General features: G+C 35.3%; 30 protein-coding genes, 11 tRNA genes and 2 pseudogenes. 34 read left to right on the top strand and 9 right to left on the bottom strand.

Going from position 1 to position 24816, the window contains the following annotated elements; all coding sequences use genetic code 11:
- The first annotated feature begins 50 nt into the window (after window positions 1-50).
- From KI343_RS18645 to KI343_RS18695, 11 genes are all read left to right on the top strand, one after another.
- A tRNA-Val gene (locus KI343_RS18645) sits at window positions 51-126 on the top strand.
- 22 nt (window positions 127-148) lie between these two features.
- Window positions 149-225, top strand: a tRNA-Met gene (locus KI343_RS18650).
- 4 nt (window positions 226-229) lie between these two features.
- Window positions 230-306 (top strand) — tRNA-Asp (locus tag KI343_RS18655).
- Window positions 307-330: 24 nt separating this feature from the next.
- Window positions 331-403: transfer RNA gene (locus tag KI343_RS18660), tRNA-Phe, on the top strand.
- A gap of 13 nt (window positions 404-416) precedes the next feature.
- A tRNA-Tyr gene (locus KI343_RS18665) sits at window positions 417-501 on the top strand.
- Window positions 502-516: 15 nt separating this feature from the next.
- Window positions 517-590, top strand: a tRNA-Trp gene (locus KI343_RS18670).
- A gap of 5 nt (window positions 591-595) precedes the next feature.
- Window positions 596-668 (top strand) — tRNA-His (locus tag KI343_RS18675).
- A gap of 33 nt (window positions 669-701) precedes the next feature.
- Window positions 702-776: transfer RNA gene (locus KI343_RS18680), tRNA-Gln, on the top strand.
- A 4-nt stretch (window positions 777-780) separates the two neighbouring features.
- Window positions 781-855: transfer RNA gene (locus KI343_RS18685), tRNA-Gly, on the top strand.
- Between the two features lie 8 nt (window positions 856-863).
- Window positions 864-937, top strand: a tRNA-Cys gene (locus KI343_RS18690).
- An 8-nt stretch (window positions 938-945) separates the two neighbouring features.
- Window positions 946-1027 (top strand) — tRNA-Leu (locus tag KI343_RS18695).
- A 160-nt stretch (window positions 1028-1187) separates the two neighbouring features.
- Here the strand turns inward: KI343_RS18695 and KI343_RS18700 are convergent.
- From KI343_RS18700 to KI343_RS18710, 3 genes and pseudogenes are all read right to left on the bottom strand, one after another.
- Entirely contained in the window at window positions 1188-2264 is a 1077-nt protein-coding gene (locus KI343_RS18700; RefSeq protein ID WP_280530155.1) for a tyrosine-type recombinase/integrase, read from the bottom strand.
- 205 nt (window positions 2265-2469) lie between these two features.
- Window positions 2470-2658 carry an Arm DNA-binding domain-containing protein gene (locus KI343_RS18705; protein ID WP_212927929.1) on the bottom strand — a complete coding sequence of 63 codons (189 nt, stop codon included), beginning with the start codon at window positions 2656-2658 and terminating at the stop codon, window positions 2470-2472.
- 99 nt (window positions 2659-2757) lie between these two features.
- A pseudogene (locus KI343_RS18710) lies at window positions 2758-3123 on the bottom strand (DUF771 domain-containing protein).
- Window positions 3124-3721: 598 nt separating this feature from the next.
- On the opposite strand from KI343_RS18710, the gene KI343_RS18715 reads away from it, so the two are divergent.
- From KI343_RS18715 to KI343_RS20490, 3 genes are all read left to right on the top strand, one after another.
- Window positions 3722-4015 (top strand): hypothetical protein, encoded by a 294-nt coding sequence (locus KI343_RS18715; protein ID WP_212927930.1) that lies wholly within the window; start codon window positions 3722-3724, stop codon window positions 4013-4015.
- 71 nt (window positions 4016-4086) lie between these two features.
- Window positions 4087-4410: a hypothetical protein gene (locus tag KI343_RS18720; RefSeq protein ID WP_212927931.1), complete on the top strand. Its 324-nt coding sequence runs from the start codon at window positions 4087-4089 to the stop codon at window positions 4408-4410.
- 157 nt (window positions 4411-4567) lie between these two features.
- On the top strand, window positions 4568-5146 hold the full coding sequence (locus tag KI343_RS20490; RefSeq protein ID WP_306432598.1) for an ankyrin repeat domain-containing protein: 579 nt from the start codon (window positions 4568-4570) through the stop codon (window positions 5144-5146).
- 94 nt (window positions 5147-5240) lie between these two features.
- On the opposite strand, the gene KI343_RS18730 is transcribed toward KI343_RS20490, so the two are convergent.
- Complete coding sequence (locus KI343_RS18730) at window positions 5241-5720, bottom strand: hypothetical protein (RefSeq protein WP_212927932.1); 480 nt, start codon at window positions 5718-5720, stop codon at window positions 5241-5243.
- 245 nt (window positions 5721-5965) lie between these two features.
- On the opposite strand from KI343_RS18730, the gene KI343_RS20680 reads away from it, so the two are divergent.
- The 4 genes from KI343_RS20680 to KI343_RS18745 all read left to right on the top strand — a co-directional run bounded on the left by KI343_RS20680 (window position 5966) and on the right by KI343_RS18745 (window position 9777).
- Complete coding sequence (locus KI343_RS20680; protein ID WP_374705456.1) at window positions 5966-6184, top strand: helix-turn-helix domain-containing protein; 219 nt, start codon at window positions 5966-5968, stop codon at window positions 6182-6184.
- Window positions 6185-6521: 337 nt separating this feature from the next.
- Complete coding sequence (locus tag KI343_RS18735) at window positions 6522-6977, top strand: MarR family winged helix-turn-helix transcriptional regulator (RefSeq protein ID WP_212927933.1); 456 nt, start codon at window positions 6522-6524, stop codon at window positions 6975-6977.
- Window positions 6964-7662 (top strand): CPBP family intramembrane glutamic endopeptidase, encoded by a 699-nt coding sequence (locus KI343_RS18740; protein ID WP_212927934.1) that lies wholly within the window; start codon window positions 6964-6966, stop codon window positions 7660-7662. The genes KI343_RS18735 and KI343_RS18740 overlap by 14 nt, the downstream gene beginning before the upstream one ends.
- A 1365-nt stretch (window positions 7663-9027) precedes the next feature.
- Entirely contained in the window at window positions 9028-9777 is a 750-nt protein-coding gene (locus KI343_RS18745; RefSeq protein ID WP_212927935.1) for a class I SAM-dependent methyltransferase, read from the top strand.
- 501 nt (window positions 9778-10278) lie between these two features.
- Here KI343_RS18745 and KI343_RS18750 read toward each other — a convergent pair.
- Window positions 10279-10605 (bottom strand): hypothetical protein, encoded by a 327-nt coding sequence (locus KI343_RS18750; RefSeq protein WP_212927936.1) that lies wholly within the window; start codon window positions 10603-10605, stop codon window positions 10279-10281.
- A gap of 385 nt (window positions 10606-10990) precedes the next feature.
- Between KI343_RS18750 and KI343_RS20265 the strand changes: the two genes are divergently transcribed.
- The 4 genes and pseudogenes from KI343_RS20265 (at window position 10991) to KI343_RS18765 (ending at window position 13754) form a co-directional block, all read left to right on the top strand.
- Complete coding sequence (locus KI343_RS20265; protein WP_244857109.1) at window positions 10991-11104, top strand: putative holin-like toxin; 114 nt, start codon at window positions 10991-10993, stop codon at window positions 11102-11104.
- 606 nt (window positions 11105-11710) lie between these two features.
- The gene (locus KI343_RS18755; protein WP_212927937.1) at window positions 11711-12406 is read left to right on the top strand and encodes a Pr6Pr family membrane protein; all 696 of its coding nucleotides are present in this window, start codon (window positions 11711-11713) and stop codon (window positions 12404-12406) included.
- 39 nt (window positions 12407-12445) lie between these two features.
- Window positions 12446-12655: pseudogene (locus tag KI343_RS18760) on the top strand (helix-hairpin-helix domain-containing protein); the annotation flags it as partial.
- A gap of 91 nt (window positions 12656-12746) precedes the next feature.
- Window positions 12747-13754 (top strand): ketoacyl-ACP synthase III, encoded by a 1008-nt coding sequence (locus tag KI343_RS18765; protein ID WP_212927939.1) that lies wholly within the window; start codon window positions 12747-12749, stop codon window positions 13752-13754.
- Between the two features lie 432 nt (window positions 13755-14186).
- On the opposite strand, the gene KI343_RS18770 is transcribed toward KI343_RS18765, so the two are convergent.
- Entirely contained in the window at window positions 14187-15455 is a 1269-nt protein-coding gene (locus KI343_RS18770) for an aspartate aminotransferase type Ic (protein ID WP_212927940.1), read from the bottom strand.
- 746 nt (window positions 15456-16201) lie between these two features.
- Between KI343_RS18770 and KI343_RS18775 the strand changes: the two genes are divergently transcribed.
- The 9 genes from KI343_RS18775 (at window position 16202) to KI343_RS18815 (ending at window position 20966) form a co-directional block, all read left to right on the top strand.
- On the top strand, window positions 16202-16936 hold the full coding sequence (locus tag KI343_RS18775) for an SDR family NAD(P)-dependent oxidoreductase (RefSeq protein ID WP_212927941.1): 735 nt from the start codon (window positions 16202-16204) through the stop codon (window positions 16934-16936).
- 367 nt (window positions 16937-17303) lie between these two features.
- On the top strand, window positions 17304-18014 hold the full coding sequence (locus tag KI343_RS18780; protein WP_212927942.1) for a hypothetical protein: 711 nt from the start codon (window positions 17304-17306) through the stop codon (window positions 18012-18014).
- 40 nt (window positions 18015-18054) lie between these two features.
- Entirely contained in the window at window positions 18055-18321 is a 267-nt protein-coding gene (locus KI343_RS18785) for a DNA-binding protein (RefSeq protein WP_212927943.1), read from the top strand.
- On the top strand, window positions 18318-18530 hold the full coding sequence (locus tag KI343_RS18790) for a DUF3923 family protein (protein ID WP_212927944.1): 213 nt from the start codon (window positions 18318-18320) through the stop codon (window positions 18528-18530). Before KI343_RS18785 ends, KI343_RS18790 begins: the two co-directional genes overlap by 4 nt.
- Before the next feature lie 324 nt (window positions 18531-18854).
- On the top strand, window positions 18855-19034 hold the full coding sequence (locus KI343_RS18795; protein ID WP_212927945.1) for a MerR family transcriptional regulator: 180 nt from the start codon (window positions 18855-18857) through the stop codon (window positions 19032-19034).
- Between the two features lie 27 nt (window positions 19035-19061).
- Window positions 19062-19322 carry a hypothetical protein gene (locus KI343_RS18800; RefSeq protein WP_212927946.1) on the top strand — a complete coding sequence of 87 codons (261 nt, stop codon included), beginning with the start codon at window positions 19062-19064 and terminating at the stop codon, window positions 19320-19322.
- The gene (locus KI343_RS18805; protein ID WP_212927947.1) at window positions 19289-19594 is read left to right on the top strand and encodes a hypothetical protein; all 306 of its coding nucleotides are present in this window, start codon (window positions 19289-19291) and stop codon (window positions 19592-19594) included. The genes KI343_RS18800 and KI343_RS18805 overlap by 34 nt, the downstream gene beginning before the upstream one ends.
- Window positions 19591-20622 carry a C45 family autoproteolytic acyltransferase/hydrolase gene (locus KI343_RS18810; RefSeq protein WP_212927948.1) on the top strand — a complete coding sequence of 344 codons (1032 nt, stop codon included), beginning with the start codon at window positions 19591-19593 and terminating at the stop codon, window positions 20620-20622. Before KI343_RS18805 ends, KI343_RS18810 begins: the two co-directional genes overlap by 4 nt.
- A 53-nt stretch (window positions 20623-20675) precedes the next feature.
- The gene (locus tag KI343_RS18815; protein ID WP_212927949.1) at window positions 20676-20966 is read left to right on the top strand and encodes a hypothetical protein; all 291 of its coding nucleotides are present in this window, start codon (window positions 20676-20678) and stop codon (window positions 20964-20966) included.
- A gap of 91 nt (window positions 20967-21057) precedes the next feature.
- On the opposite strand, the gene KI343_RS18820 is transcribed toward KI343_RS18815, so the two are convergent.
- Entirely contained in the window at window positions 21058-21513 is a 456-nt protein-coding gene (locus tag KI343_RS18820; protein WP_212927950.1) for a hypothetical protein, read from the bottom strand.
- Between the two features lie 271 nt (window positions 21514-21784).
- On the opposite strand from KI343_RS18820, the gene map reads away from it, so the two are divergent.
- The 3 genes from map to KI343_RS18835 all read left to right on the top strand — a co-directional run bounded on the left by map (window position 21785) and on the right by KI343_RS18835 (window position 23772).
- On the top strand, window positions 21785-22525 hold the full coding sequence (map, locus tag KI343_RS18825; RefSeq protein ID WP_212927951.1) for a type I methionyl aminopeptidase: 741 nt from the start codon (window positions 21785-21787) through the stop codon (window positions 22523-22525).
- A gap of 635 nt (window positions 22526-23160) precedes the next feature.
- A complete protein-coding gene (locus KI343_RS18830; protein ID WP_212927952.1) occupies window positions 23161-23370 on the top strand; it encodes a helix-turn-helix transcriptional regulator in 210 nt (69 codons plus the stop codon).
- Between the two features lie 75 nt (window positions 23371-23445).
- Window positions 23446-23772 (top strand): permease, encoded by a 327-nt coding sequence (locus KI343_RS18835; protein ID WP_374705457.1) that lies wholly within the window; start codon window positions 23446-23448, stop codon window positions 23770-23772.
- A gap of 178 nt (window positions 23773-23950) precedes the next feature.
- Here KI343_RS18835 and KI343_RS20495 read toward each other — a convergent pair whose 3' ends face one another.
- A complete protein-coding gene (locus KI343_RS20495; RefSeq protein ID WP_306432600.1) occupies window positions 23951-24103 on the bottom strand; it encodes a type II toxin-antitoxin system RelE/ParE family toxin in 153 nt (50 codons plus the stop codon).
- A gap of 68 nt (window positions 24104-24171) precedes the next feature.
- Window positions 24172-24588, bottom strand: coding sequence for an AbrB/MazE/SpoVT family DNA-binding domain-containing protein (locus KI343_RS18845; protein ID WP_212927953.1), 417 nt, complete (start codon window positions 24586-24588; stop codon window positions 24172-24174).
- Window positions 24589-24816 lie beyond the last annotated feature (228 nt).

The following is a 24816-nucleotide window of genomic DNA, read 5'->3' on the forward strand; positions in this document are numbered from 1 at the left end:
GCCCTTTCACGGCGGTAACACGGGTTCGAATCCCGTACGGGTCACCAAATGGAGGATTAGCTCAGCTGGGAGAGCACCTGCCTTACAAGCAGGGGGTCGCAGGTTCGAGCCCTGCATCCTCCACCATGTAAGTTTTATAAATTCATATCGCGGGGTGGAGCAGTCTGGTAGCTCGTTGGGCTCATAACCCAAAGGTCGCAGGTTCAAATCCTGCCCCCGCAACCAAATTGGTCCGGTAGTTCAGCTGGTTAGAATGCCTGCCTGTCACGCAGGAGGTCGCGGGTTCGAGTCCCGTCCGGACCGCCATTTAAAAATTTAAAAATTGCATATGGCTTGGTAGCTCAGTCGGTAGAGCAGAGGACTGAAAATCCTTGTGTCGGCGGTTCGATTCCGTCCCGAGCCACCTTTCATTTTATGGAGGGGTAGCGAAGTGGCTAAACGCGGCGGACTGTAAATCCGCTCCCTCAGGGTTCGGCAGTTCGAATCTGCCCCCCTCCACCATTCTTAAAAAATCATAGGGGTATAGTTTAATGGTAAAACGAAGGTCTCCAAAACCTTTGATGTGGGTTCAATTCCTACTACCCCTGCCAATATGGCGGCCGTGGCGAAGTGGTTAACGCACCGGATTGTGGCTCCGGCACGCGTGGGTTCGATCCCCACCGGTCGCCCCTTTTAATTTTAACTACATAATAATTAATCATTGGGCCATAGCCAAGCGGTAAGGCATCGGGTTTTGATCCCGTGTACCCCAGGTTCGAATCCTGGTGGCCCAGCCATTTTGCGGAAGTAGTTCAGTGGTAGAACACCACCTTGCCAAGGTGGGGGTCGCGGGTTCGAATCCCGTCTTCCGCTCCAGAAGAAATGGCGGTATAGCCAAGTGGTAAGGCAGAGGTCTGCAAAACCTTTATCACCGGTTCAAATCCGGTTACCGCCTCCAAAACACTTGCCGGTGTGGCGGAATTGGCAGACGCGCACGACTCAAAATCGTGTTCCGTAAGGAGTGTCGGTTCGACCCCGACCACCGGTATCTTGATATTAATTTTAGTTACGATTGATAGTAATTGATAAGCTCGTAATCCTTGGTATAATAAGGTTTATGAGCTTTTTTGTATTATTTGAGTATCCGATTTAAAACGATAGGTGTTTAAACAATTTACCACAAATTTTATGCATTTTTTACGCTTAAATTAACCAGCCATTTCCTCAAATATTTCCATTGTTAGTTGTTCGTCTTCTAAACGTAATTCTTTTAACACATGTGTATATTCCTTTAATGTTGTTTCAATATCACTGTGACCAAGTCGTTCACTGACATAATGAATGGACGCTTTTCGGTAAAGTAGTACACTTGCATGCGTGTGACGTAATCCATGGAGTGTAATTGGATTAATATTTAATTCAAGTAATAGTTTTTTTAGTAACTTATTGGCGTTGGTGTTGCTAATCACTTTGTACTGAGATTCTGGACTATAAAATACCAATTCATGAATATTCGTTGGAGTGTTGTTGTACATTTTTTGAAAATGATTCATTGTCTTCTTGTCCATTATAATGGTCCGATTTGATTGTTCATTTTTAGTTGGACCAAAACCTTCAGGTGAATCTTTTTTATAACCCCAGGTTTTATTTATTGTGATTGTGCTGTTCTTAAAATCAAAGTCTTTTCTTGTTAATCCAATAGCTTCTTGAAAACGTACGCCTGATGTGAGAATTAGAAGTAATAAGGAATAGCCCAAGCCTCTGTCAGTTCTACTCCTAATTGTTTTTAAAAGCTGATCACTTTCATGGTAGTCTAAATGCTTTTCTGTTGATTTCTTAGCGGGAATCTTAAAAGTTGGTTTTGTTTTTCGAGTGAAATCAAACTGGATTATTTGATCTTCCAACGCATCGTGTACACATGATTTTATATGTCGATGTACTTTATCAGCGGTTTCTTTTGCTTTGTTAGCTCCAAATTCATTTAAAAACTTTTGATATTGTGCTCTTTTGATTCTCTGGATTGGCATTCCTGCAAAATGTTCTTTAACCGCCTTTAACGAGTATTCGTAATGTTTAAGTGTGGTTGCACTAACTGAATGTTTTTTGTATGTTTCAATCCATTCGTCGAAATATTCTTCTAAAGAGATATTCTTATTAGCTGAACTATGATATATCCCTTTTGCTAATTGTACTTCAACTTCAGCAGCTGCAACACGGGCTTCTTCCTTAGTACGAAATCCGCCTTTTTTAATTGGTTTAGACACTCCATTTACCATATTGCTCACTGTATATTCATAAGACGTTCTTTTTTTTCAACTCGTCTTCTTATAGATGCCATAATTTCATTCTCCTCATCTAGTTGTAATTAGATAAGGGTAATCTTCATGTGGTCGAAATGAAGTCACCCTTATCTTAAATGTTTTTTTCTATTTTGTATAGCGAATAATTCGGCTGGTTTATTTTTGTAGGGGTAATATTTGCTCTGCTCTTTTAAAGAGTTGTGGGGTTGTTTGAGCGAGGGTTTAGTCCATTTGCTAATAATGCCTCAAGTTCAGCGGCTGCGATCAGTGCCTGTTTTTTTGTGCGAAATCCACATTTAAAAATTCGTTGCGATTGTCCATTTACTGATTTGCTAACGGTGTATTCATAACCTTTTCCACGTTTTCTGATATATGCCATAATTACATTCTCCTTATCTAATATTAGTTTGATAGGGGTGAGCTTACTATCGTGACACCCTTATCGTCAAAGTAATTTTGGTTTGCAACGCTTTTTCTATCAAGCTACATTATTTTCTTGTGAAAAGATCTGGTGGAAGTTTTTATCCAGAAACTCCGACATTTTTTGTGCATGGAATGACCATGACTGACCTCTGGAATATGGATAGAAAACAAATCCACCTTGTTCTACATCAAGAATTTTTTTGAATCTAGAAGGATAAAGTATGTTCTCTTTAATCCATTCATGTTTTCGATTAATTCATTTTTCAAGATCTTGCATTGTCCAATAAACGCCTTTCAGTTCTTGTTTCTTTAATCCGTGTAATTCGACTTTGGATATAATCACTAAATCTGAAGGGATGGGGATTTCGAGGTTAACGGTGAGCTGCTGTAATTGTGAGTTATGCTGTTGTAACGTATTCATGCAACTACCTCTCCTTTCTCGTTAGGATGTTCGGAGAGTTGGTGGATAGATATTATAAGTTGTAGGGAGTTGTTAGAAGTGGTAATTCTTGTCTTATTTTTGAAAGATTTATCGGTGATCAATTTGTTTCCTCCTAATGTTTTTTAATAGATGAATTGTTAAAGCTGAAGAATAATGCTTGAGGTTTTACAATAGGGGATGTGTATGGTTACTTCTGGTAGGGACTCACTTCCTTTTCTCTAAATCTATTAGCTTATATATCTATCATAATTTGGCTGCATATATAAATCAAAGTTATTAGGTTCGAGCTTCAAAAAACTTATTTGCAATGTGGTAAGGATTGAGTCGTTAGCATTGCTGATTAAAACCAGAGGTGTTAATTCGTGAAAAGAGAACAAATGTTTAGTATATGATTGGTATTGTATCAATAATGAATGTAAAACTATAAGTGAGCGTTAATTTTACTTTTATAAATCCTACAAGATTTCTCATTGTTACTCTTATTTCCCTAGAATGGGGGAAAGTTTTTTAATATCGACGAAGCATTTTCATTCTTTAATAAAGATAGAAAAAGAACCGGGAACTATTCCGATTCTTTTTGGCAGACATTATTATTTCAAAAAATGCAAGTACACCAACTAAAGAAATAAGCCGTGGGGAAAAATTAGGACGTTACAAATGGATCATAGAGATATTACCTAAATACTGCATAAAGTATAAAGAAAGTAGTAACAATGAATTGGATGTAGCAACAGTTTTGCATATAGCAGGTATTTTTCAGGTAAATGAGCGTACACATCAGCTTTCCAATAAAGATTATAGGAAGTTTCAGAGTTATCTACGTAATAAAGGTGATATTGTAAAAAACATAACGATGGAAAACTCAATTTAATAAGAACCCGTTATATATTAAAGGATCTTATTGATCTGTATCTTTTTATTCGTTCTGATGAAGAATGTATTGTGAGCATAAAACGGAATTTGAAAAAAACAGGCTGGATTCGTAAGGATGTGATAACTGATTCATTGATGTTCAACATTCTTAATGCTCTAAATTTCGCTGTTTATATTCCAAAAACACTGTATCCGTGTTTGAAAGAGAATTATGATATTGAACATTTGATTGATTTAACAAAGCGAGTTTTTCCTCAAATTGTTAAGCAATTACAAACATATGAAAAAGAGGGATTGAAGGTATCTGAAATCTCACGGGAAAAGAACATCTACCAGGAGATACAAAATATCATGTTGACAGCAGATTTGGAACATAATTTAATGCAAGGTTGATAATTTTAAGAATAGGGGGACACAATGGACTTTCTTTCTATAATAAAAAACAATAATGTAGATGAACTAGAAATATATTTAAGAACGCATGATGCAAATGAAGAGACACAAGGTCAAAGTCTATTATATTGGGCTGTATTTCATAGAAGGCTCAACTTTGTCAAGAAACTTATTGAACAAGGTGGATATTAACCATAAAGATAAACTTGGTAGAACACCTCTTGCAACTGCTTTTTTCTATAATTTTACAGATATTGCAAAGCTGTTGTTAGATAATCATAGCAAGGTGGAATCTCCAACAATTGATCGTGCATTATTTGGATGGAATAACCACGTCCAAATTGAATCTATTAACTTGCTACAGGAGTACCAATGGGTTAATTTATATTTGGATGACCTAAGGGATATACCCGAAGGATTCATGGGAGTAAGAACAATTGAAGGAGTCATTGGTGTTTTTGAAAATTACAAGGTTCATATTCTTTCGTTGGATCATGACTTAGGAATGGACGAAGAAGGTGTTTTGAGGAACACAGGATATGACTTGGTTAAATGGATTTGTGAAAGAGACTTAAGGCCAGCAAATAAAATATACATTCATACCGACAACGTTGTAGGTAAGGAAAACATGTATGAAACATTAAAGGCTGCCCAAAAAAGGGGATATATTGATGACGATATTGAGATTTATCCATATCCGATTGTTAGGAATAGGTATTCAAGCGATAAAAATTGAATAAGAGGAAAGTGATAACCGTAAGGCATTTATGCTTTTCGGTTTTTTTTATGTACTATTTTTTAAGACCTACAGCAACACACTACCTTCATTATTACCGGTTCATTGCATCAATTAGTGCTTGTGCGATAAGATCTTGGGTTTTCAGATGAGGGTAGAATTCCTCGGAAAATCTAGTAAATTCCTCGTAAACATCGCTGTTCATTCGGATGCTCTTATTCACAAAATTGGCATTCTTACTGTATATTCGTTTATCAAGCAGTAATAGTCCTTGTTCTTCAAACTGCCTAATCATCTTTTTTAGTGTACCTAGATTTTGTTTGATAAATGTAATTTCATCATTGTTTCCGCTCTGTGAATACTTTTCTTTTTCCTCCTCGCTACGAATAAAGGGGTAGTATTTCTTATCTGCCTTATGATAAATATAATCCCCCTCTCGCATGAGTTTACTGAAGCTGCTTGAAGGAATTCCTATGAGATTACTGATCTCCTTTAAATCATGATCTTGTAATAGTTTGTTGACTTTAGGTACTCTTTCATTAGGTAACATTGTAATAAATGTTTGCTTGTCCATAGCATAACCCCTTTCTTTTTATGAAGTTAATGTATTATAGACGGCAACAAATATAATATTCCCAGTCAGATTGTGAAGTAGTTTTATTTTAAGAATATTTATCTACTATATATAGAGAAGAAAAAACAGGAACCGATTTAACTGGTAACGTTAGGGGGATATTAAATGATCTCAGATAGAAAAGATGAAATGGAGCGACAATTGATAAGAAGTGGATTAAGAATGCAATTGATAAGTTTGGTGGCATGATAAAAGAATACCGTGAGAAAGAATTGCTATCGCTAAATGATTTAGCGAATCGAGTGGGGTGCAGTGGAACATATATATTCCGAACAGAAAAAGGTTCAAAGAGAGTACCTGTTCATATGAGAGTTCGGATTCTTAAAAAAGGTCTAAATTGGATGGCAAACGAAATTGAATATTATTTGGTAGAAACTATTAAAAAGTATGAACAAAGCAGATAGAGTAAAAATAAAGCTGTTGCAAGATTATATTGTAATAGCTTTTTTGTTATTTCATGGAAAAGTGTTAATTTGTAATAAAATTTGATAAAATATTATTGGAGCGGGTTTGTGATTGACTACACTTAAACTAACTGGCAGGTTAGTGGAATAAGAAAATATTATTGTTTACTTAAATAAATTAACCTATTGATATCAAGGAAGAGATAGTTCTGTTTAGGTTAACAACCTGGTGTTATTTAATTTGAATTGCATTTGTAAAAGGACACTGTTATAATCGACCTAAATATATTAGTTAACTAAAATGTTTAGATCGGTTAAATAGGGGTGCTCATATAAAATGAAGATAAATAAAATGAAATCTATTTTCGCAAAACTGGATGAAATTAATTATGCTTTACTTTATCATTACGAAGAAATCACCGGTCATAGTTTAACACCAAAGCAAGCGTTGGTACTAGAGCATGTACATAGACATTCAACATTAACAGTTAGTGAATTGGCGAATAAAATGAAGGTGTCATCAGGAGCGATAAGTCAACTTTTAACTAAGTTAGAACAACAAGAATACATTGTCCGTTCAATTAATCCAAACTCTCGTCGTGAAATTGTTGTCACACTAGGCGAGAAAGGAACTGGTTTGTATCAAGCGTACGAGAAAATTGATCAAAAAATAGTGGAACAATATTTTTCTAAACTTTCTCCTAAAGTTATTGTACAGTTAGAATCTGCGGTAAATGAGTTACATGCAATTGTCAGATCAGAGAAAGAAGGTGGCGTTGATGGATTGGATTAGTTGGCTTTTTGTTGCTGTTATCTGTTTGCCAGGCGTTTACTTTATGTACCATGCCGAAAAGATTCATGTAGAAGATGATATTACTGATGGTCAAAGATTATTTGCACATTTATTAACCGTCATTTTATTTTCAGGGCTGGGTGCATTTGCTGCTTATCGAGTAGGCTTTTACATCTATTCCAATAATGCAATAATTACAGGATTTCTCGTGGGAATTGTTTGTTCTATTATTCATTTCATGATGTACTATGGTTACTTAAAACCGAAAATTTCTCCTAATGACTATGATGAAATTGAAACACATTATCGTCAAACAGGAATTTTAACCCGGGTATTTTATGGTGGCTTTCTAGAAGAAGTTATCTTTCGTTGGGGCTTACTATCTCTATTCGTTTGGATATTACAATTAGTCGGCTTGGACAATCACTTTTCTTTATATACAAGTGTATTCGTCACTAGTTTGCTGTTTGCAATTGTACATATACCTTCAATAAAACTCGTCGCAACTAAACCAAAAAAAGAAATTTATGTCTATACAATAGTAGGGAATATATGGGTAGGTTTGTGTGCATCGTATGCTTTTATCGAATCAGGCTTGATTGCTGCGATTATTGTACATATACTTTTCCATTTAACTTGGTATCCGATCCAGTCCTTTCTTTATTATCGATACAAAAGTCGCTAGGAATCACGATAAATGTACGGAATATTTTTTCTTTACCAGTGAAAGTTTTAGTGAATTAAAGAAACGTGAGATAGTTCATTTCGTTTATCTATCCAAATATGAAAAAAGAAGTTTTAATGGAGGGTTGTGAAACTCTGTTTTTATCTAACGGGTGCTTTATTTAACACCACAATGAGATCGTCAATATGGCGGTCTTGTTTAACTAATGGGGCAGTTTGATTTAATAGCAACTATTTTTACAATGTCTTAGACATATCTTTTTGTTGAGGTGATTATGTGGATCATAATGAGTACAAAACATATTTGAAGCATCAATATTTCCATGAAATTCGATCATTACAATCAGTTAATGGGGTTATCTCTGCGTTTCAAAAAAAATAGATATTGTTGAAACAGGGTTGTCAGAATCCGAAGCGATTTTTTTGAAAATGACAGCTCTTAACTATATTAATGCACACCATAACGGCCTCATAAAGCCTAACCTGGATAACTTAAATTTCGTTCCGTATGAGGTAGTAAGAAATGAAAAGAGTGATCATTACTATAATCTTATGAGAGGGGCTACATCAGGTGATGAAAGAATAATTGTCATTATCGAATCGCAGTTAAATGAAATAACCTCCGACTGCCAAGAACTAAAGGTTGATCTGATTATCGAACGTGGAATCGACACTTCTCATGTTAATCAGGAAACACCTGAGTTTTTTACATATCTAATGCTTTTTGATAATTAATCAAAAGAAATTCTCTTTTATAGAGGAAATAAAGTGCTATAATCTCTTCAAATATTGTATTATGGGTAGGTAGTTTTCTTATTCTTAGTTATGGGATTTAAACGTTAAACCTTTTGTTGCTAACGGGTGCTTTAGTTAAAAAGCAATTAGAAAAGAAACAGGCGATGCCCCCAACTTTTTCTAAGAAATTAGGCATTTTACGCAAATTTTACGCATGCAATTTACAAACCCTTATATACCAACGTTTGGACTTCATTTTCGACCCCGACCACCGGTATTTTATTTTTTTGTTAGTAAGTAAGTCAATTAACCGTGAATATATTGTAATATCAAGCGTTTCCTACATTGTGGGAGACGCTTTTTTGTGTGCTTTTATATTAAATTAATTTTTACATTTTATTATTTAAAAGATATACTAAATGTAATCTTTCAAATGGAGTGAATGGAATGGCAAATCGTATTGTTCGAAGTAACTAGTTTTCGGGCTGGAAAAAACCGCGTACCAGCCAACAAGGGATAAGTATGCCCTTCTTGCAAAAATTATCTTTTTGAATTATAGGTAGTCATTTTAATTAAATTCGGGAGCTCATTGTGTACTACAGGGGCCTATTTGAAAGGGTGGTAAACGAAAGTGAATCAAATAAATTATGAGAGTTTTTATGATAAAGTAGGAAAAACTAACGGTTGGGATTTTAGTAAAGTGAAATCTTTTTCAGAAGGAATTTCATGGGACTTTTACGAAGAAGTAATCAAAAAATGTGAAAGTAAAGATATCCTCTTGGATATTGGCACTGGTGGGGGAGAAAGTGTATTAAAGATTTCCCCCTCACTACTTCTTTTAATTGGAATCGATTTATCTAATGGAATGATTAAAACAGCCCAATCAAATTTAAAGGAATCAAATGTATCAAACGTAAAGTTTTTTCAAATGTCTTCTGAAGATCTACAATTCCCGAATGGTTTTTTTGATACAATTTCAAATCGACATGCCCCTTTTTCTTCAAAAGAAGTTTTTAAAGTATTAAAAAGTAAAGGATATTTTCTTACGCAACAAGTAAGCGAAGCCGATAAATTAAATATAAAAGAAGCTTTCGGTCGTGGGCAAGCATTTAATCAAAGTGATGGGAAGTTAAAAGAACACTATATTCGCGAACTAACTAATGCAGGATTTTCTGAAGTTAAATCCTATGAATATAATGCTACTGATTACTTTCAAAGGCCTGAAGACCTTATATTTTTACTTAAACACACACCAATAGTTCCGAATTTTGGTCACGATAAGAAAGATTTTAAGCTACTGAATGAGTTTATTGTAAAGAATAAAACTGAAAAAGGGATTATGACAAATTCTAAGAGGTTTCTTATCGTAGCCAAAAAGTGAGAATGTTAATACTATCAGAGGACGCTGAATAGAAGCGTCCTCTTTCCCAGCTTAAAATATGTATTTCCAAAAGAGATGGTGAGGATTTTGTCTGCCAATGGTTTCGAAATTGTTCATTTGTATAGGGATTGGAAACAAACCCTAATATCTAACGATAGTTTTGAAATGATTTATGTTTGTAAGAAAATAAGATAACGTTGATGGTACAGTGGTTTGATTAACAATACATATATAGTAGTATTAAAGGGATTGCAAACAAAAAAAGTATTCCTCTTTTTTTAGTTAAAATAGATCACTCCCTCGATTAGGAAATACCACTCGAGGTTTATATAACATTACTTCATAATCGAGGCCGGAGCGATCCGAAAAAATGGCATAGGGACTAAAATATTGTTCTAAAAGCAACTCCCAGGAAAATTTGTCAAACATCCTAAGACTAGTGGTGTGTGTATTAATGGGACGTTAAAATTTTGTTGTTAACATGTTACTCTTAAAATTGCTCTAATACGGATAGTAAGGATACGGGTAAGGTGGGAAGAAATAAGGATACAGAGCTAGTGCCGCTAATGCTCCGAGTGGAAAGTAACGAGGGCGATAGCGACGATACCTTCTTCTATACCCACCATACTGTCGATAATCACCTTCTTCCACATCCTCTGGAACCAACAATGCTAATTGGTTTTGATCGTAATCAGCTAATATCCCATCATACGAGTGTCCATCGGTGGTTTGGATTTCTACATGAAAATCTTTGTATCTTTGACATTGCTCATGCCACGATGGTTGGTGATCTGGGTGATGAGGATTGTTGCTTCCATAATTATTCATTATATCACTCTCCCTTTTTGCACATTATATTCGCCCACCCAGTAAATGTTCCTGAATAGAAGACAATTGCTTACGTTGATTTCTACTAAAATATATTCATGAGGAAGAGTTTTCTATGGATCGTGAAGCAGAACTGTTAGTATACGGATCTCAACAGATGAAAGAATAGCAAATGCGAAAGTATGCAGGCAATTTTTTATTTGTTGAATCGAGACGGGAGTGTTGTAAAAGGGGATTCAGTAAGAAAGTATATAAAATTGTCGTATCAATCTTTTTGGTTAAAATTTTATATTATAATTTTATTTATCAATAGATTAACTTTATATGAGGGGTGGCGCACCGAATTACCTTCTTTTGACTTTCTTAAAGAAGGGGGGTGTAGCCTATGGACATTGCAGAAGCATTGACATTGATGATCTCCTTTGGAGCATTGATAGCCTATATAATGTCGGACAAAAATGAAAAAAAAAATAACCCCTCATATGCTTGGATGGCTTGAAGGGGTTATTTTTACCTTGAATAGCGCCGCCCCTCTTAACGGGGTTACATCTATTGTGGCCGCTTCCATGTTACAGCATGGGAACGGTCTTTATTATTATATGACTATATAGTTATAATATACAATCACCATTTCTTATTGTCAATGGTAATAACCTTATGTCCAGACCATTTAACATAAACAAAATAGCTAAAAAAATATGGAAGAAACTAAATATCAAGACCAAGATGGAAATTTATTAAGATTTAATATAGAAGTGAAATGATTATCATGTCACATTTATAAACAACCTCCAATTTCATTTATGTTTAAATAAACATTTCATATAAACGTCCAACATTATTTAAGAGAATGTTGATAGATAAAAGTGAAGTATTGGGATTTCATTTTAAAATGTATTTTTAAACCAGCTGCCTGACTAGTAAATACTGGATAAGGGAGTTGGATAAAGAAGGAGCGAGAAAATGACGGTGTAAAAGCAGGATAAAATAATGAAAATGGAGAATATATTTAGTAGCATGATGGATTGCGTTTCACCTGAGTCACATGAATTATTATAAGGGAAGCCATATAAAAAGAAATTGCTATTATTAAAGGAGTATTAGGATGGGTAATGTGATTGGAAAAGAAAGGATGATGAAATTAAAATTAGTTTTTCATATTTTAATTTCATTGATAGGCTTTGTCAGCGTTGTATTACATATTGTTTATTCCCCGGATCCTATGACGTCCATAACCAAATATACAGCTCAAACAAATTTGATTGTTTCAATAACATTCTTCCTGAGCAGTTTAGCAATTTTATGGATAAAGGATCAGATTCCATTTATAGATTTCTTGAAAAATGCTTCTGTTATTTATATGACGGTGTGTTTTTTTACTTACCATTTTCTTCTTGCCAGCGCTGGGGAATATAGTGGAATTCGGGTTATTACTAACTTTACACTCCACTACCTGATACCAATGTTAGTTGTTATGAACTGGTTGGTTTTTGAGAAAAAGAAAAAGCACAGCTATAAGTTTATTTTCTATTGGATGATTTACCCAATCATTTATTGTATTGTTTCCAGTTTGAGAGGGCTCCTTGATGGTTACTATCCCTACTTCTTTTTAAATCCGAATGTAGGATTACCAGCAGGCGTCGGCAGCTATTCGAATGTGGTATGGTTCATTATTGCTTTTTTAATTGTTTTTGCCATTCTAGGCTATTTATTGATCACCTTCAATAGGATAACTCTATTCATCAGCAATAAAAGCAAGCCATCATCCAAACATAATATGAGGAAGACTAATGTGTTTTGAATCAGTCCCTATAATCATTAACTCAATAATTGCAAAGATAAAGATGCTGGTGAGGTGTTCGATAATTTAGAAAAACAGCTGGGGGTATGGACAGATAGCTGTGTGGAAGATCAAATTCGTTGTGTTATGAACTATGCAAATCACCCAGACAGCAACAGGCAATGGTTTGATTTCACCAATGAAAGAAAAGCATATCGGGAAAAAGTTGGTTATCCATTGAGTAGACCTAAAAAGGCTTGGTATGAATAGAGACTCTTATAAGTTTTTATTTAACGCTTTCTTTGTGCTATGATTAGTACCAAGTAATAATGCTAACTTCTAACGTATTGGAGGCAATAGGATGATAGGATCAAGAATTACTGCAATTGGGAGCTATGTACCAGAGAAAAGATTAACCAATTTTGATCTTGAGAAAATGGTTGAAACAAGTAATGAATGGATTATTCAAAGAACAGGAATTCATGAACGCAGAATAGCGCGTTCCGATGAATTTACAAGTGATTTATGCGTTTCTGCCGTGGAAAATTTAATCCAAAGATATAATATAAACGTGGAAGATGTTGATATGATTATTGTGGCAACCAGCACACCGGATTTTCCTTTCCCGTCAGTTTCCAGCATTATACAGAATCGCTTGAACATTACACAGGCAGGAGCAATTGACTTAAGTGCAGCTTGTGCAGGATTTGTTTATGGGTTGCATACAGCACATAGTTTAATTCGCTCTGGGCTTCATAAAAAGGTGCTTGTTATTGGGGCAGATGCGCTGTCAAAAATAACAGATTATACAGATAGAAGCACGTGTATTTTATTTGGTGATGCTGCCGGAGCAGTGCTGGTTGAAAAAGATGAGGAATCAGAAGATTTTATTGGATTCCATTTGGGCAGTGACGGAAGCGGAGCACAGCATGTATATCGAACAAGCTTATCCAAAGCGGTTAACGGGGTGGAGCTGGTTGATACGCAATACCTTGTTCAAAATGGGAGAGAAGTTTTTAAATGGGTAGTAAGAAATGTGCCCGATAGCATCAGACAACTTTTAGAAAAAGCACAAACCAGCTTGGATGAGGTGGATTGGTTTATTCCGCACAGCGCTAACCTAAGATTAATTGAACCTATTTGTAAAAAGATAGGGTATCCAATGGAAAAAACACTTTACAGCCTTGTGAAATTTGGTAATACTTCTGCAGCAACTATTCCTTTGTCGCTTGACCTTGGAATTCGGGAAGGAAAAGTACAAAATGGAGATAAGGTACTTATGTACGGATTTGGTTCTGGATTAGTGCATGCAGGACAGCTATTAAAGATACATTTGGATGAGCAAGTGAATACACCTGCACCATTATAATGGATATTTACGGGCTGCAATTCAAATAGAAAGATGAGCGAATGAAAATGATAAGGCAAAAGGGGTTGAAGTATTCTTGTTTGCCTTAACAACCTACTACATAAAGGATGGGCTATATTTCTGAGGGACTCCTGGAATCTTGTGGTTGAACAGGGGAATGAAATTGGCAAAGAGGGCAGGGGAGGTGTTCATGTTTCTAAGAAAGCTGCATCGTATGATATTCAAATAATTTTGCAGTTTTTTCGAAAGACTTGTTTTTCCGCTTCGAGCGTTCCTCTTATAATAATCAACTGAGATTCCATATTCTCCTCCTGCATGTCTTTATTAGTTTCTATAGGCTGCTAAAGATTTGTGCAAATAGATGTCATGAAATGTTCTGTGTTAAATAAAGTGCCATTTGACGACATTGCCGACAAATGGCATTTACATATTTTATAATAGCTTATTCGTGCTTACGAGGATAATACATAAACATAGAACTTCTATTGCTTTTTCCACTTCTGCCAGTGTAGGAAATGAAGGAGCAATGCGGATATTTCTGTCTCTTGGGTCTTTTCCATATGGAAATGCTGCTCCAGCTCCAGTTAATGTTACCCCAGCCTCTGCAGCAAGGCTGATTACTTCAGAAGCACATCCATCCATGGTGTTCAAGCTGATAAAGTAGCCTCCTTGAGGTTCTGTCCAAGTTGCAATGCCATATGCACCTAATTTTGAATGAAGTATATTTAACACAGCATCAAATTTGGGCTTCATAATTTCAGCGTGCTTTTTCATGTGCTCAAGGATATTGTCATAGTTTTTGAAGAAGCGCACATGGCGCAGCTGATTTACTTTATCAGGACCGATTGTCTGTACGCTTAATTGCGTTTTTATAAATTGGATATTTTCCTTGCTTGCTGCCACCACGGCGACACCAGACCCAGGGAACGTAACTTTAGAAGTAGATGCAAACATAAACACTCTATTAGGATTTCCGTGCTTCTTACATGCTTCTAAAATATTCTTTAGGACCGGAGGATTTTCAGTAAGATCATGGATAGCATAAGCATTGTCCCAGAATATTTTAAAATCCTTCGCTTGTGTCTCCATTTTAGCCAGGCGTTCCACTACGTCATCACTGTATGTAATGCCATCTGGATTGCTATATTTTGGAACACACCATATCCCTTTAATAGATGTATCGTTACGTACCAGTTCTTCGACTTTATCCATATCCGGTCCATTTTCAAGCATATCAACGGAAATCATTTCGATATCATATGCCTCACAAATGGTAAAATGTCTGTCATAGCCGGGAACAGGACATATGAACTTAATTTTATCCTCTTTTCCCCAAGGTGTTTCGCTGTCGATTACGCCCTTAATTAATGCTTTTGAAATAATATCATGCATGATATTCAGGCTGGCATTGCCACCAATTAAAATCTCTTCTGTATCTACTCCCAATATGTCCTTAAATAATGTTTTTGCTTCAGGTATCCCATCTACCAGTCCATAATTTAGAACGGAAAAGTTATCGCCAATATTTTCAGCGTTGACACTGTTTAATAATCCCAATGACAATTTCAGCTGTTCGGCACTTGGCTTTCCTCTAGACATATTTAAAGATAGATTACTTTTCTTGATGGTCTCCAGTTCTTCTTTCACTTTATTATGAAGATGTTGCAGACTGGAAGAATCCATCTGTTTTAATTCACTCATTTTATCCCTCCGACAGGCTTAACTTGATTTGTTGCATGTAACTTATTTTATTTCATTCCATAGGAATTGCAAAGGGGAAAATGGGAGAATTTACGAATCTATCTAGTTGATAATATATTTTCTCTGTCGTTATCGGATAATTGAAACTTTTATCCATCGTTCTTCGTAGTGATGGTAACGGGTATACAAAGGAGAGTTGAATTTGATGAATGACTGGTGGAATAAGAAGAAATCGAAAACAAGGAAAAGCAGAAAAAATAAAGGAGATTATACAAAAATAGATTTTTTCTTCGATATTTTGTTTTGGATTCCTGAAATTTTAATATTTCCGATTCGGCTTCTTTTTTGGTCATTAAGAGGTGTTTTTAGGTGGGTGATGGACGCGTTTTAGGCAAAGGAATAATTGTCTTATGGGGTTTTGGAGTTATTAAAAAATTATAAATCCTTATAGATGAGTTGGATTACGAGAGGACAGTACAGTTATCTCTCACCTTTAAGTAATTTCCTGTCTACCCTTCTTCAACTAATCATCTTACTGTCAGAGGAAGTTTTTTTTAAGGAAATCATAAGTTGTTTTCCTTTATATTGATTTGACAGAAATTCACTTATCCTATTCATTCTAAAGAATTTTTTTATGGCTTGAAATAGTAAAAGCAAAAATTGGGATTATTTTGTATTGTTAGATATAATTAATGCAATGCTAGTGATGATATTTTAAACAGAAATGAATTAAAGGAGATTTTGCCATGCTTCAAAACAGGAAAATCATAGTTACTGGTGCTGCTGCGGGAATTGGTAAAGAAGTGGTCCAGCAGTGTATAAAGGAAGGAGCAACTGTCATAGCATGCGACATTAATCAAGAAGGATTGGATGATTTAAAGCAGACAATAAATCATCGTAACAGATTATTTATATATCGATTAGATGTTAGCAGCTATGAAGCAGTTTCTGCATTCTTTCACTATCTAGAGAAGGAACATCCCCGATTAGACGGATTAGTTAATAATGCCGGTATTTATTTAGCAAAAAATATTGCGGATTACCAAGTTGATGAGATAAACAAGGTATTAGATGTGAATGTAAAGGGAGGTATTTATTTCTCACAGATGTTTGGTGAAAAACTGCTTCAAGCAAAATATTCGGGAGTAATTGTTAATATGTCTTCGGTTGCCGGTATGGAGGGAAGTTCCGATGCAATCTATGGGGCTTCAAAAGCTGCGATTCTGGGATTGACGAAAAGCTGTGCAATGAATTTTTCTCCATATATCCGGGTAAACACTGTTGCGCCGACGATGGTGGACACCTCGATGATGGAAATCATTCCTTCGTGGAGAAGAGAAGAGTATCTAAATAATGAATTAATTGATACGCCTGTAACTGCCAAGGATGTTGCTGAAACAGTGGTGTTTCTGTTATCTGATAAGTCTAAACATTATACAGGCGCCACTTTTGATTTAAATAATGGGGGTTATTTAAGGTGATCGTATAGTCCTTTTTTTAAATTTAATAATAAAATTGGAAAAGAGGGTTGGCGAATATTATGGTCATATTCATATCAGCAGTATGGCGTTTAAATATCTGTCTATGAATCAAGGGAGGAAGTGAAATTATCTGGATATGATGGTAATCGACTAGTTAATTACAGCAATGAATAAATATGAACTTGATATGATAGGAGCAGATTATAATGAACATTTTGTAGACTTTGTTTCGACATAGAAGCCGGAGTTAAACAAGTTTGTTCGAGGTGGTACATCATATCCCCTTAAGTAGGGTTACTGCTGTTATAGCTAGGCCGGAATAGCTCTGATGACCTCCGACAAATCTGTATAAGATGAAGGTGATAGGGTGAAAATCATTGGCTGGATCGGGATATTACACGTTACCTTTATTGTTGTTTGGATAATAATAAATATTATTTTTAGCATTTCTCATCCTGTTGATTTGATGGAAGAGAGAACATCTGCGGAAATTGGAATAGCATTTTATAGTGAGTTTCCAGGCTATTTAGGCTTGGATCATGGCAGCAAGGCTCTGATCATGCTGCTGTCTATTGCCTTGCCTGTAGGATTATTTGTCTGTATAAAACCATTAAAAAACTTTCAGTTACCCAATATAATTGCTCTCGTTTCTGGCTGTTTAGGTTTTGCTTTGTATAGTTTATCGCTTATGCTGCAAGCAGTAACCGCAGAGTATGTTTTTCAGCTGTATAACGCCAATGAAGATATGTACGCCCGGCAATTTGCGACGTTATTATATGAATGGTCTATGCTTGAAGGCGGATTATCCGTAAGTATGTATATTCTTTCTAATATATTGTTGGCAGTCTGGGTGCTGATACACTCTGCAGGTTTGTTTAAGCTCGCAAATATGAAAAAGATACGTCTCATAGGATATGCTGCGGGTGGATTATTAATTGTGAGTTATCTGGTTTCTTGGTTCTTTCTAATGCAAGGAAAGCAAAATATGCATGACATCAATGAATTTGTCGGGCTGTTCTTCATATTATGGATTCTGATGATAGGCATTCAATTTATCAGCGGAAGGCTCAGAGCTTGATAGGTTAGTAGAAGATTTGGAAAAAATGGAGGGATATCAAATGGAAATAGAAATATCGGGTTTAGGTTTTGGTTTCGTTGCACTGGCTATAGGATTGTCAGCAATGGGATATTTTATTGGAAAAGGTCTGCAAAATTTTGGACGTCTAGAAGTAGGTAATCAATATAATAATTTTATCAAAGAAAGTGAGCTGGAATTTTATCTTAATTTGAATCGAGATGAAATAGAGGAGTTATTAAGAAAATATCCGAATGCTCCGAAGATAGAGTTGAATGATCAAATAAGAGATGGAGGGCGATCCAAATGATGAAAATTTGGTGGACAACAAGTGTCGTTTGGATACTATTTTTTATAGCGGCATCTATTGTTATTGCTGTACGAAATGTTGATGGAGCTGGGGTGGTACAGACTCCTGAATTAAGACTTCTAGCATTTCTGGTTTTAGGTGGATTTTTTGTACTTATTCTAATAGTTCAATGGATATTTCTATATTTTGTTAAGAAAAGGAAGCGTTAACTTCTGGCAAACTAATAAAAAATGAAATAACTTATATTAGAATGGATGAATTAAAGGCAAGGGTACAGGGACAAACAATCTCTAATTAAGGTTATAAATATTGGTATTGATGTTCTTCTCTAAGTTAGAGCAAGTGCTAGTTTTAGAAGTGTTTTTGATGTGAAAATGATTCTTCCTGTAAATATCTATGTATTTTTTAAGAATGGAATTGAGTAGTAACCAATTTCAAAGTCACTCTTGACCTTCAAGTTGCTTGAACATTTATACTTATATGTAAGAAAGGTGATTGGAGGAAAGCATATTGATAACGATACAGGCATTTCAATGAAGACAGGAATACCTAAAAGTGCCCTTCGCTTTTATGAAGAAAAGGATCTTCTGAAATCAGTAAGGCAAGAGAACAGTAATTACCGCATGTATTCAGAGGATCAAGTTCCGCTTGCCAAGATGATTGCAAGCTTGCGGACAGCGAGAGTTCCTATCCGTGATATTCAGCTTTACTAAAAAGCTGAAGAGAATAGACAGAGGCAAATGAAGCAGAAATGGATTCAAACAATAAAAGAAAACCAGAAGCAGCTGGAAGTCAGTCTCCGCTATTTAGAAAGGGATTATGTGGAAGAAGAGATTTATATGTTTGAAAAAACAGCAGAGAAAATCATTTGGTTTGAAGCGGAATCTCCTCCAGGACAGTTTACTCAGGATATTATTTTAAGACGTAAACAGTTGAAGAGAATCATATTTCGATTCAGAATACGTATTTGCGGTATATTTCCAGAAACAGTAAACGCGTAAAAGCAGAAATTGGCTTTGGCGTATCACCTGAAATAAATACGGTACTTATTCCTGACGCTTTTGCAGAGCATATGCGAGGAAGTGTATGTATCGGTCTTACTTTTAAAGATGACTTTTCAAAAATCGAAATTGCTTATCGTAGATTAATGCAATATTGTATGGAAAACTACTGGACTCCTGCTGGATCTATCCTTGAATGGTACCGCGGCGACCAGATAGATGCAGCAGATATCATTATCCCTGTAACGCAAATAGGAGGAGAAAAGCAATGAAGCGAAAGAAAAAGCTGCAGGTGGAGGTCGTTGAATTAACAGGGAGCGCTTATGACATTGGAGTAAAACAGGGTATTGCATTGAAATCAGATGAAAAATGGAAATATCAAAAGCAATTGAAGACGAAAGGAGATACAGAAGAAGCCAGGAAACAGATAGAGAGAATGTCACCAAGCCTTTTGGAAGAGATAGAAGGGATGGCTATAGGAATGGAAATCAATATCAATACAGCAATACAATGGTATGGGGGACATGATACCCAAATGCCTTCCATGGGTTGTACGACATTGGCCAATGATTCGTTTTATGTAAGAAATTATGATTTTAGTGATGAATTTTACGATGCAAGATTGGTTCTAACCAACCCGGATAACGGATATGCAAGAATTGGGTTCAGTCAGCAGGTTATAGGCAGACTGGACGGTATGAATGAGAAGGGTCTTATTATTGGGCTGCATTTTGTAAATGAAGCGGTTAGTCAAAAAGGCTTTTTGCCAACAACGATTTGTCGCTTGGTCCTGGAACAATGCACTAGCATGGATGAAGCCGTTTCGCTTATTAAACAAATTCCTCATCAATATTGTTTTAACTTTTCAATAATGGATAAAGAAGGAAATAATGTCATTGTGGAGGCATCACCTGAAAAACAGATTGTTCGTAAAAGCGCACAGCTTATTTGTACAAATCATTTTGAGTCTGAGCAATTAATCGGGAATAATAGAGCATTTATTGATGGGTCATTGAATCGTAAAAATTATTTGGAAACATTGGAAAAAGAAAAGTTAAGTCCGGCTTCTGCCTACGATCTTTTTAACAATGAGGAATCGCCGTTGTTTTTCAAAAATTATAAAGAATACTTTGGAACTCTGCATACAGTTATTTATTGTCCCAAAGATCTGAATGTTGTGGTTGGTATTGGCGGGAATTGTGATTCTTATACTCTTTCATTCAGGAAATGGCTTACAGGGCAGGGAAGATTGCCTCATATACTCGAAGGGGAGATAGGAAGTGGAAGTTTTACCTTTTGAATCCTAGATTTATTAAAATCAAAAAATGTGGTATTTGGATTTAATAAAGGGGAATGGGGAAGGCAGCTTTCATAATTTTTCTGGAAGAGATATATCATACATGTCCAGATATACCTTTATCGCGCTATGAAATTGACATATTGAATGAAAGAGATAGACAAACGGTCATTGATAAAATGAAAGAAAAATATATGGCTACCGAAGTCATTTTATTAAATGAAAATTATTCCTGGTGGGATAATGAAGATGATGACATTTATATGAAGGATGTGAATAGAAATATAGGATATAAACAAACAGAACAAGTACCAACCTCCTGTCAGAACATTTATCTGAGGTGCTAATGCAGTTTAAATGTATATTAGGAGAGATTTATTATTATTTTCCTGCCTGCAATAAAGGGAGCATATCGCTATTATCTCTCCTAACCGTTTTCTATTGTTTGAAAGTAAATTCTTCCTTGTACTTTCGAGAACCATCACTTTCACTTTTCCAAGTAATAATAACCTTCAATTCAGTTGCTTTAGTAGATATAGGGAAATTCTGATGGCCAATAGATGGTTGTTCACTATTCTTTTCTATTACTAAATCCCCATCGCCAGTAGCAGTAAATAATTCAATATCATAGGATGTACTTGGGTCGTCTCTGTATACTTCTACTCTGTCCAGTTTGATATCTTCATCACCGATATACGTAACATCCATACTGTAAATATTATATACTTCAGGTTTTGGCTCAAGTTCCTCACTTTTAGGCATATCAATAATTACTTCCCATTGATTAGATGATTCTAACGATGGAAGCTTTTCAAGCGATGATGCTATTCCGCTGATGGGAAATAAAAGGAATGATAAAATGGTGGTGAGAATAAGCGCTTTGATACATTTCATAATTGTTCACCTCTCTTTTTCTTAGTTTGTAATGAACTTGGTCATTTATTCAAAGAAAATTTTTTGTTAATCTTTATTGTGCCTTTATAGTCAGAAATGGTTTTTGATCAATATTTAGAGAGGGGGATGAAAAACAAGGAATGAGCAGGGGGATTCTTCTGATTGCTTACTTCTCCCACAAATCTTTTTTTTGAAGTAAAGTCCATGCTGTTTATGATAGAATCAAAAGGAATACAAATCATAAAATAATAAACAAAAGTGAGGACACACGATGATTGCAAAGACTGAAGAAGATTTTAATGGATTAAAAGTAATTGGTAAAATTTGTGGCGCAATTCGAAATGAATTAGTCCGTGGTGCCAAGCCTGGAATAACTACAAAAGAACTCGATGAGATGGCAGGCGAGATGTTTGAAAAAGCAGGAGCGCAATCTGCACCAAAAGGAGAATATGATTTTCCTGGATATACATGTATTAGTGTAAATGAAGAAGTAGCTCATGGAATCCCGGGAAAACGCGTTATTCAAGAGGGAGACCTTGTTAATATTGATGTGTCAGGTTCGAAAAACGGTTATTTTGCAGATACTGGAATTTCCTTTGTAGTTGGAGAAGGAGATGAAATCTTACAGAAAATATGTGATGTTGCGAAAGAAGCATTCGACGCTGGGCTGAAGAAGGCCAAGCCAGGTTCGAAAAAAAGCGGACTTGGAAAAGCAGTTCATAACGTAGCAAAGCAGCATGACCTGACAGTGATAAAAAACCTTACTGGACACGGGGTTGGACGCTCCATTCATGAAGCACCGGATCATATTTTTAATTACTATTCTCGCTGGGATGACGAAATTTTAAAAGAAGGTATGGTCATTGCCTTTGAACCGTTTATTTCTACTTTGGAAGAGGAAGTTTTCCAATCCGAAGATGGCTGGACTTTCCTGACGGATGAAAGCTTTGTAGCTCAATGTGAGCATACAATTATTCTTACAAAGGATGGCCCGATTATTACTACATTGTAAGAGAATAACTGGAAAGTATCAGGAGGAAAAGCAATTATAATTTGCAAGGATCCTGTCTTCCATGAAGAAATGAAGCATCTACTTTTATAACATTCGAGCAGATAGTGTTTCTTTTATAAGGACGATGGTGGCATTAGGAATTCACCATCGTCCTTTAATAAATTCTATCTAAAAATAGAAGTATATTACTCCATGCCCAAAGTAAAATGGCAATCTGCGTGATAATATAAACGGAAAGCTCAATGGTTGTTAACTTTCTTTTCTTCTTGATTTTTTTAAAATGAAAATAATAGAAAGCAGAGCACAGAATTAATAGGGCGCCAGATATTTGAGATAGGTTTTCTAATAAGTCAACCAACAAAAAACTCCTTTCCTATGATAACAATTTGATCATTTAATTATTAGAGTCTATCTTCGTAACGTCATTCTATCAAATTTTTCAAATAAACCAAAGGTATAGAATATGCCGTTTTCATCAAAACGGAATATCCCTGACATTGCATTATAAGCAGTTTATAAATAGGTTAAATTTACAGCTCTATTATTCAAATAACGTTATCAATACATAATAGTAAAGGTTGCTTGACGTCAAGCAACCTTTACTATACCATTAATAATGAAGGGGCTGATATGGATTGAAAAACAATATGGTGGAATATAGACAAAAGTTTGGTTACTCGCAGGAAAAACTTGCTGAGCTTCTTGGAGTGTCAAGACAAACAATTATTTCAATTGAAAAAGGAAAATACAATCCATCCCTTCCCTTAGCAATGATTATTGCAGAAATTTTTCAAACTAATGTAGAGAATATTTTTATTTTAGAGGAAACGGATTATAAGAAATAAATAAGCAAGAGGGATATGGTGAATAAAGATATAAGTCGAGGAATATTTCTAGTTCTGGGGTTTCTGCAGTTAGCTATGTTTGGTTTTTATGTATTTGCAGCGATAATGGGAAATACATTTCCAGCACCTTCCACCTATACGATGCTATCAGTAGCTGTCATGGCTTTTTGCATGAGTTATCTTTATCCACAATTCAAACAGAAAGACGAGCGTATGAAGTTGATAAGGCAGAAGGGGCTGGAGTATTCATATTTTACTCTATTAGTTTACTATATAATTCTTTTAGCAATTCTTCAGTTTAATCTTTTAACACTATCTGCATTAGATGTGCTCTATATCTTAATGGCATTAACCATTTGTACGGTCTTTATTTGTATGGTGATTGCTGCGAAAAAGTATTGAAGTTTTTTGTTTAATGGATGAATTATGAATACAAAAAGCAGAAAAGTTGGGGAAACGATGGGATAGAATCATTAGATAATAGTTTTATTTATTATGCATATTAGTTTAAGTATCTTTTTAATTCATGATAAAACTGTTCTCTTGTACCGGCCATAATCACAACAACTAACTCTCCGTCTTAATTTTCTTCTATACGATAAGCCAGTTCATAGTTCGTACCTTGATGTTTAATATCACAACAATAAATTCCGGCTAAATCTCCTGTTTTCAATTCACCAATATAAGGATCAAGCCGGATTTCTTGTATCTTATTATAAAACTTTTTTTCAATGGCTTCTCTTTTAACTTTTTAAAGTACCTGTTTGCAGGATTTAAATACGTAACGGGTAACAAGGACATTCACTCCTTTAAATCCCCGAAGAGAGCTTCTGTCTGTTCATCTCCATTCCCATTCAGGTTCTCTGCTGCAAAGGCTGATTCGTCGATTAATTTTTCTACTGCTGGTCGGATTTGGGATTTTATCTTTTGGAATTCATGAATCAAATTTTGGCCTTCATACCCTTGTGCTACTAGATCCTTAAGAATCTCTTCTGAAAAATCTGCAGCTTGCGGTATTTCACGTAACACAATTTCATTTCCTCTTAGCTCACAAATAATCTCACTTCCCAACCCTAAAGAATCATAAAAACGTTTTGGGATGGTTATCTGTCTTTTTTCCGAAACATGAATCTGTTTCACTTCTTTTGTTGGTTTGGTGTTCATAGAAATTCGCTCCATTTCTGGATTTCTTAATTTTTCATTATCCTTTACTACCATAGTATGCTCCTTTTAAAATGATTTGTCTTACTATAACAAAGGTAAAAACAAAATGGTAGTAAAGTGGAAGTAGGCTCATATGAAGAAGCAGTTTATAATTTGATGACGTAAAATAGTTTGTGTAAAATAGTTGAGATAAAAAAAGAGGTAGGGTACCCTCGAAATTGGACAAAAAATCAAGAAAGGAGACCCTACCATGTCTCAAAGTATAAATCAAAATACCTTTAT

The sequence above is a fragment of the Oceanobacillus sp. J11TS1 genome, from assembly GCF_018333215.1.
Lineage (GTDB): Bacteria > Bacillota > Bacilli > Bacillales > Amphibacillaceae > Oceanobacillus.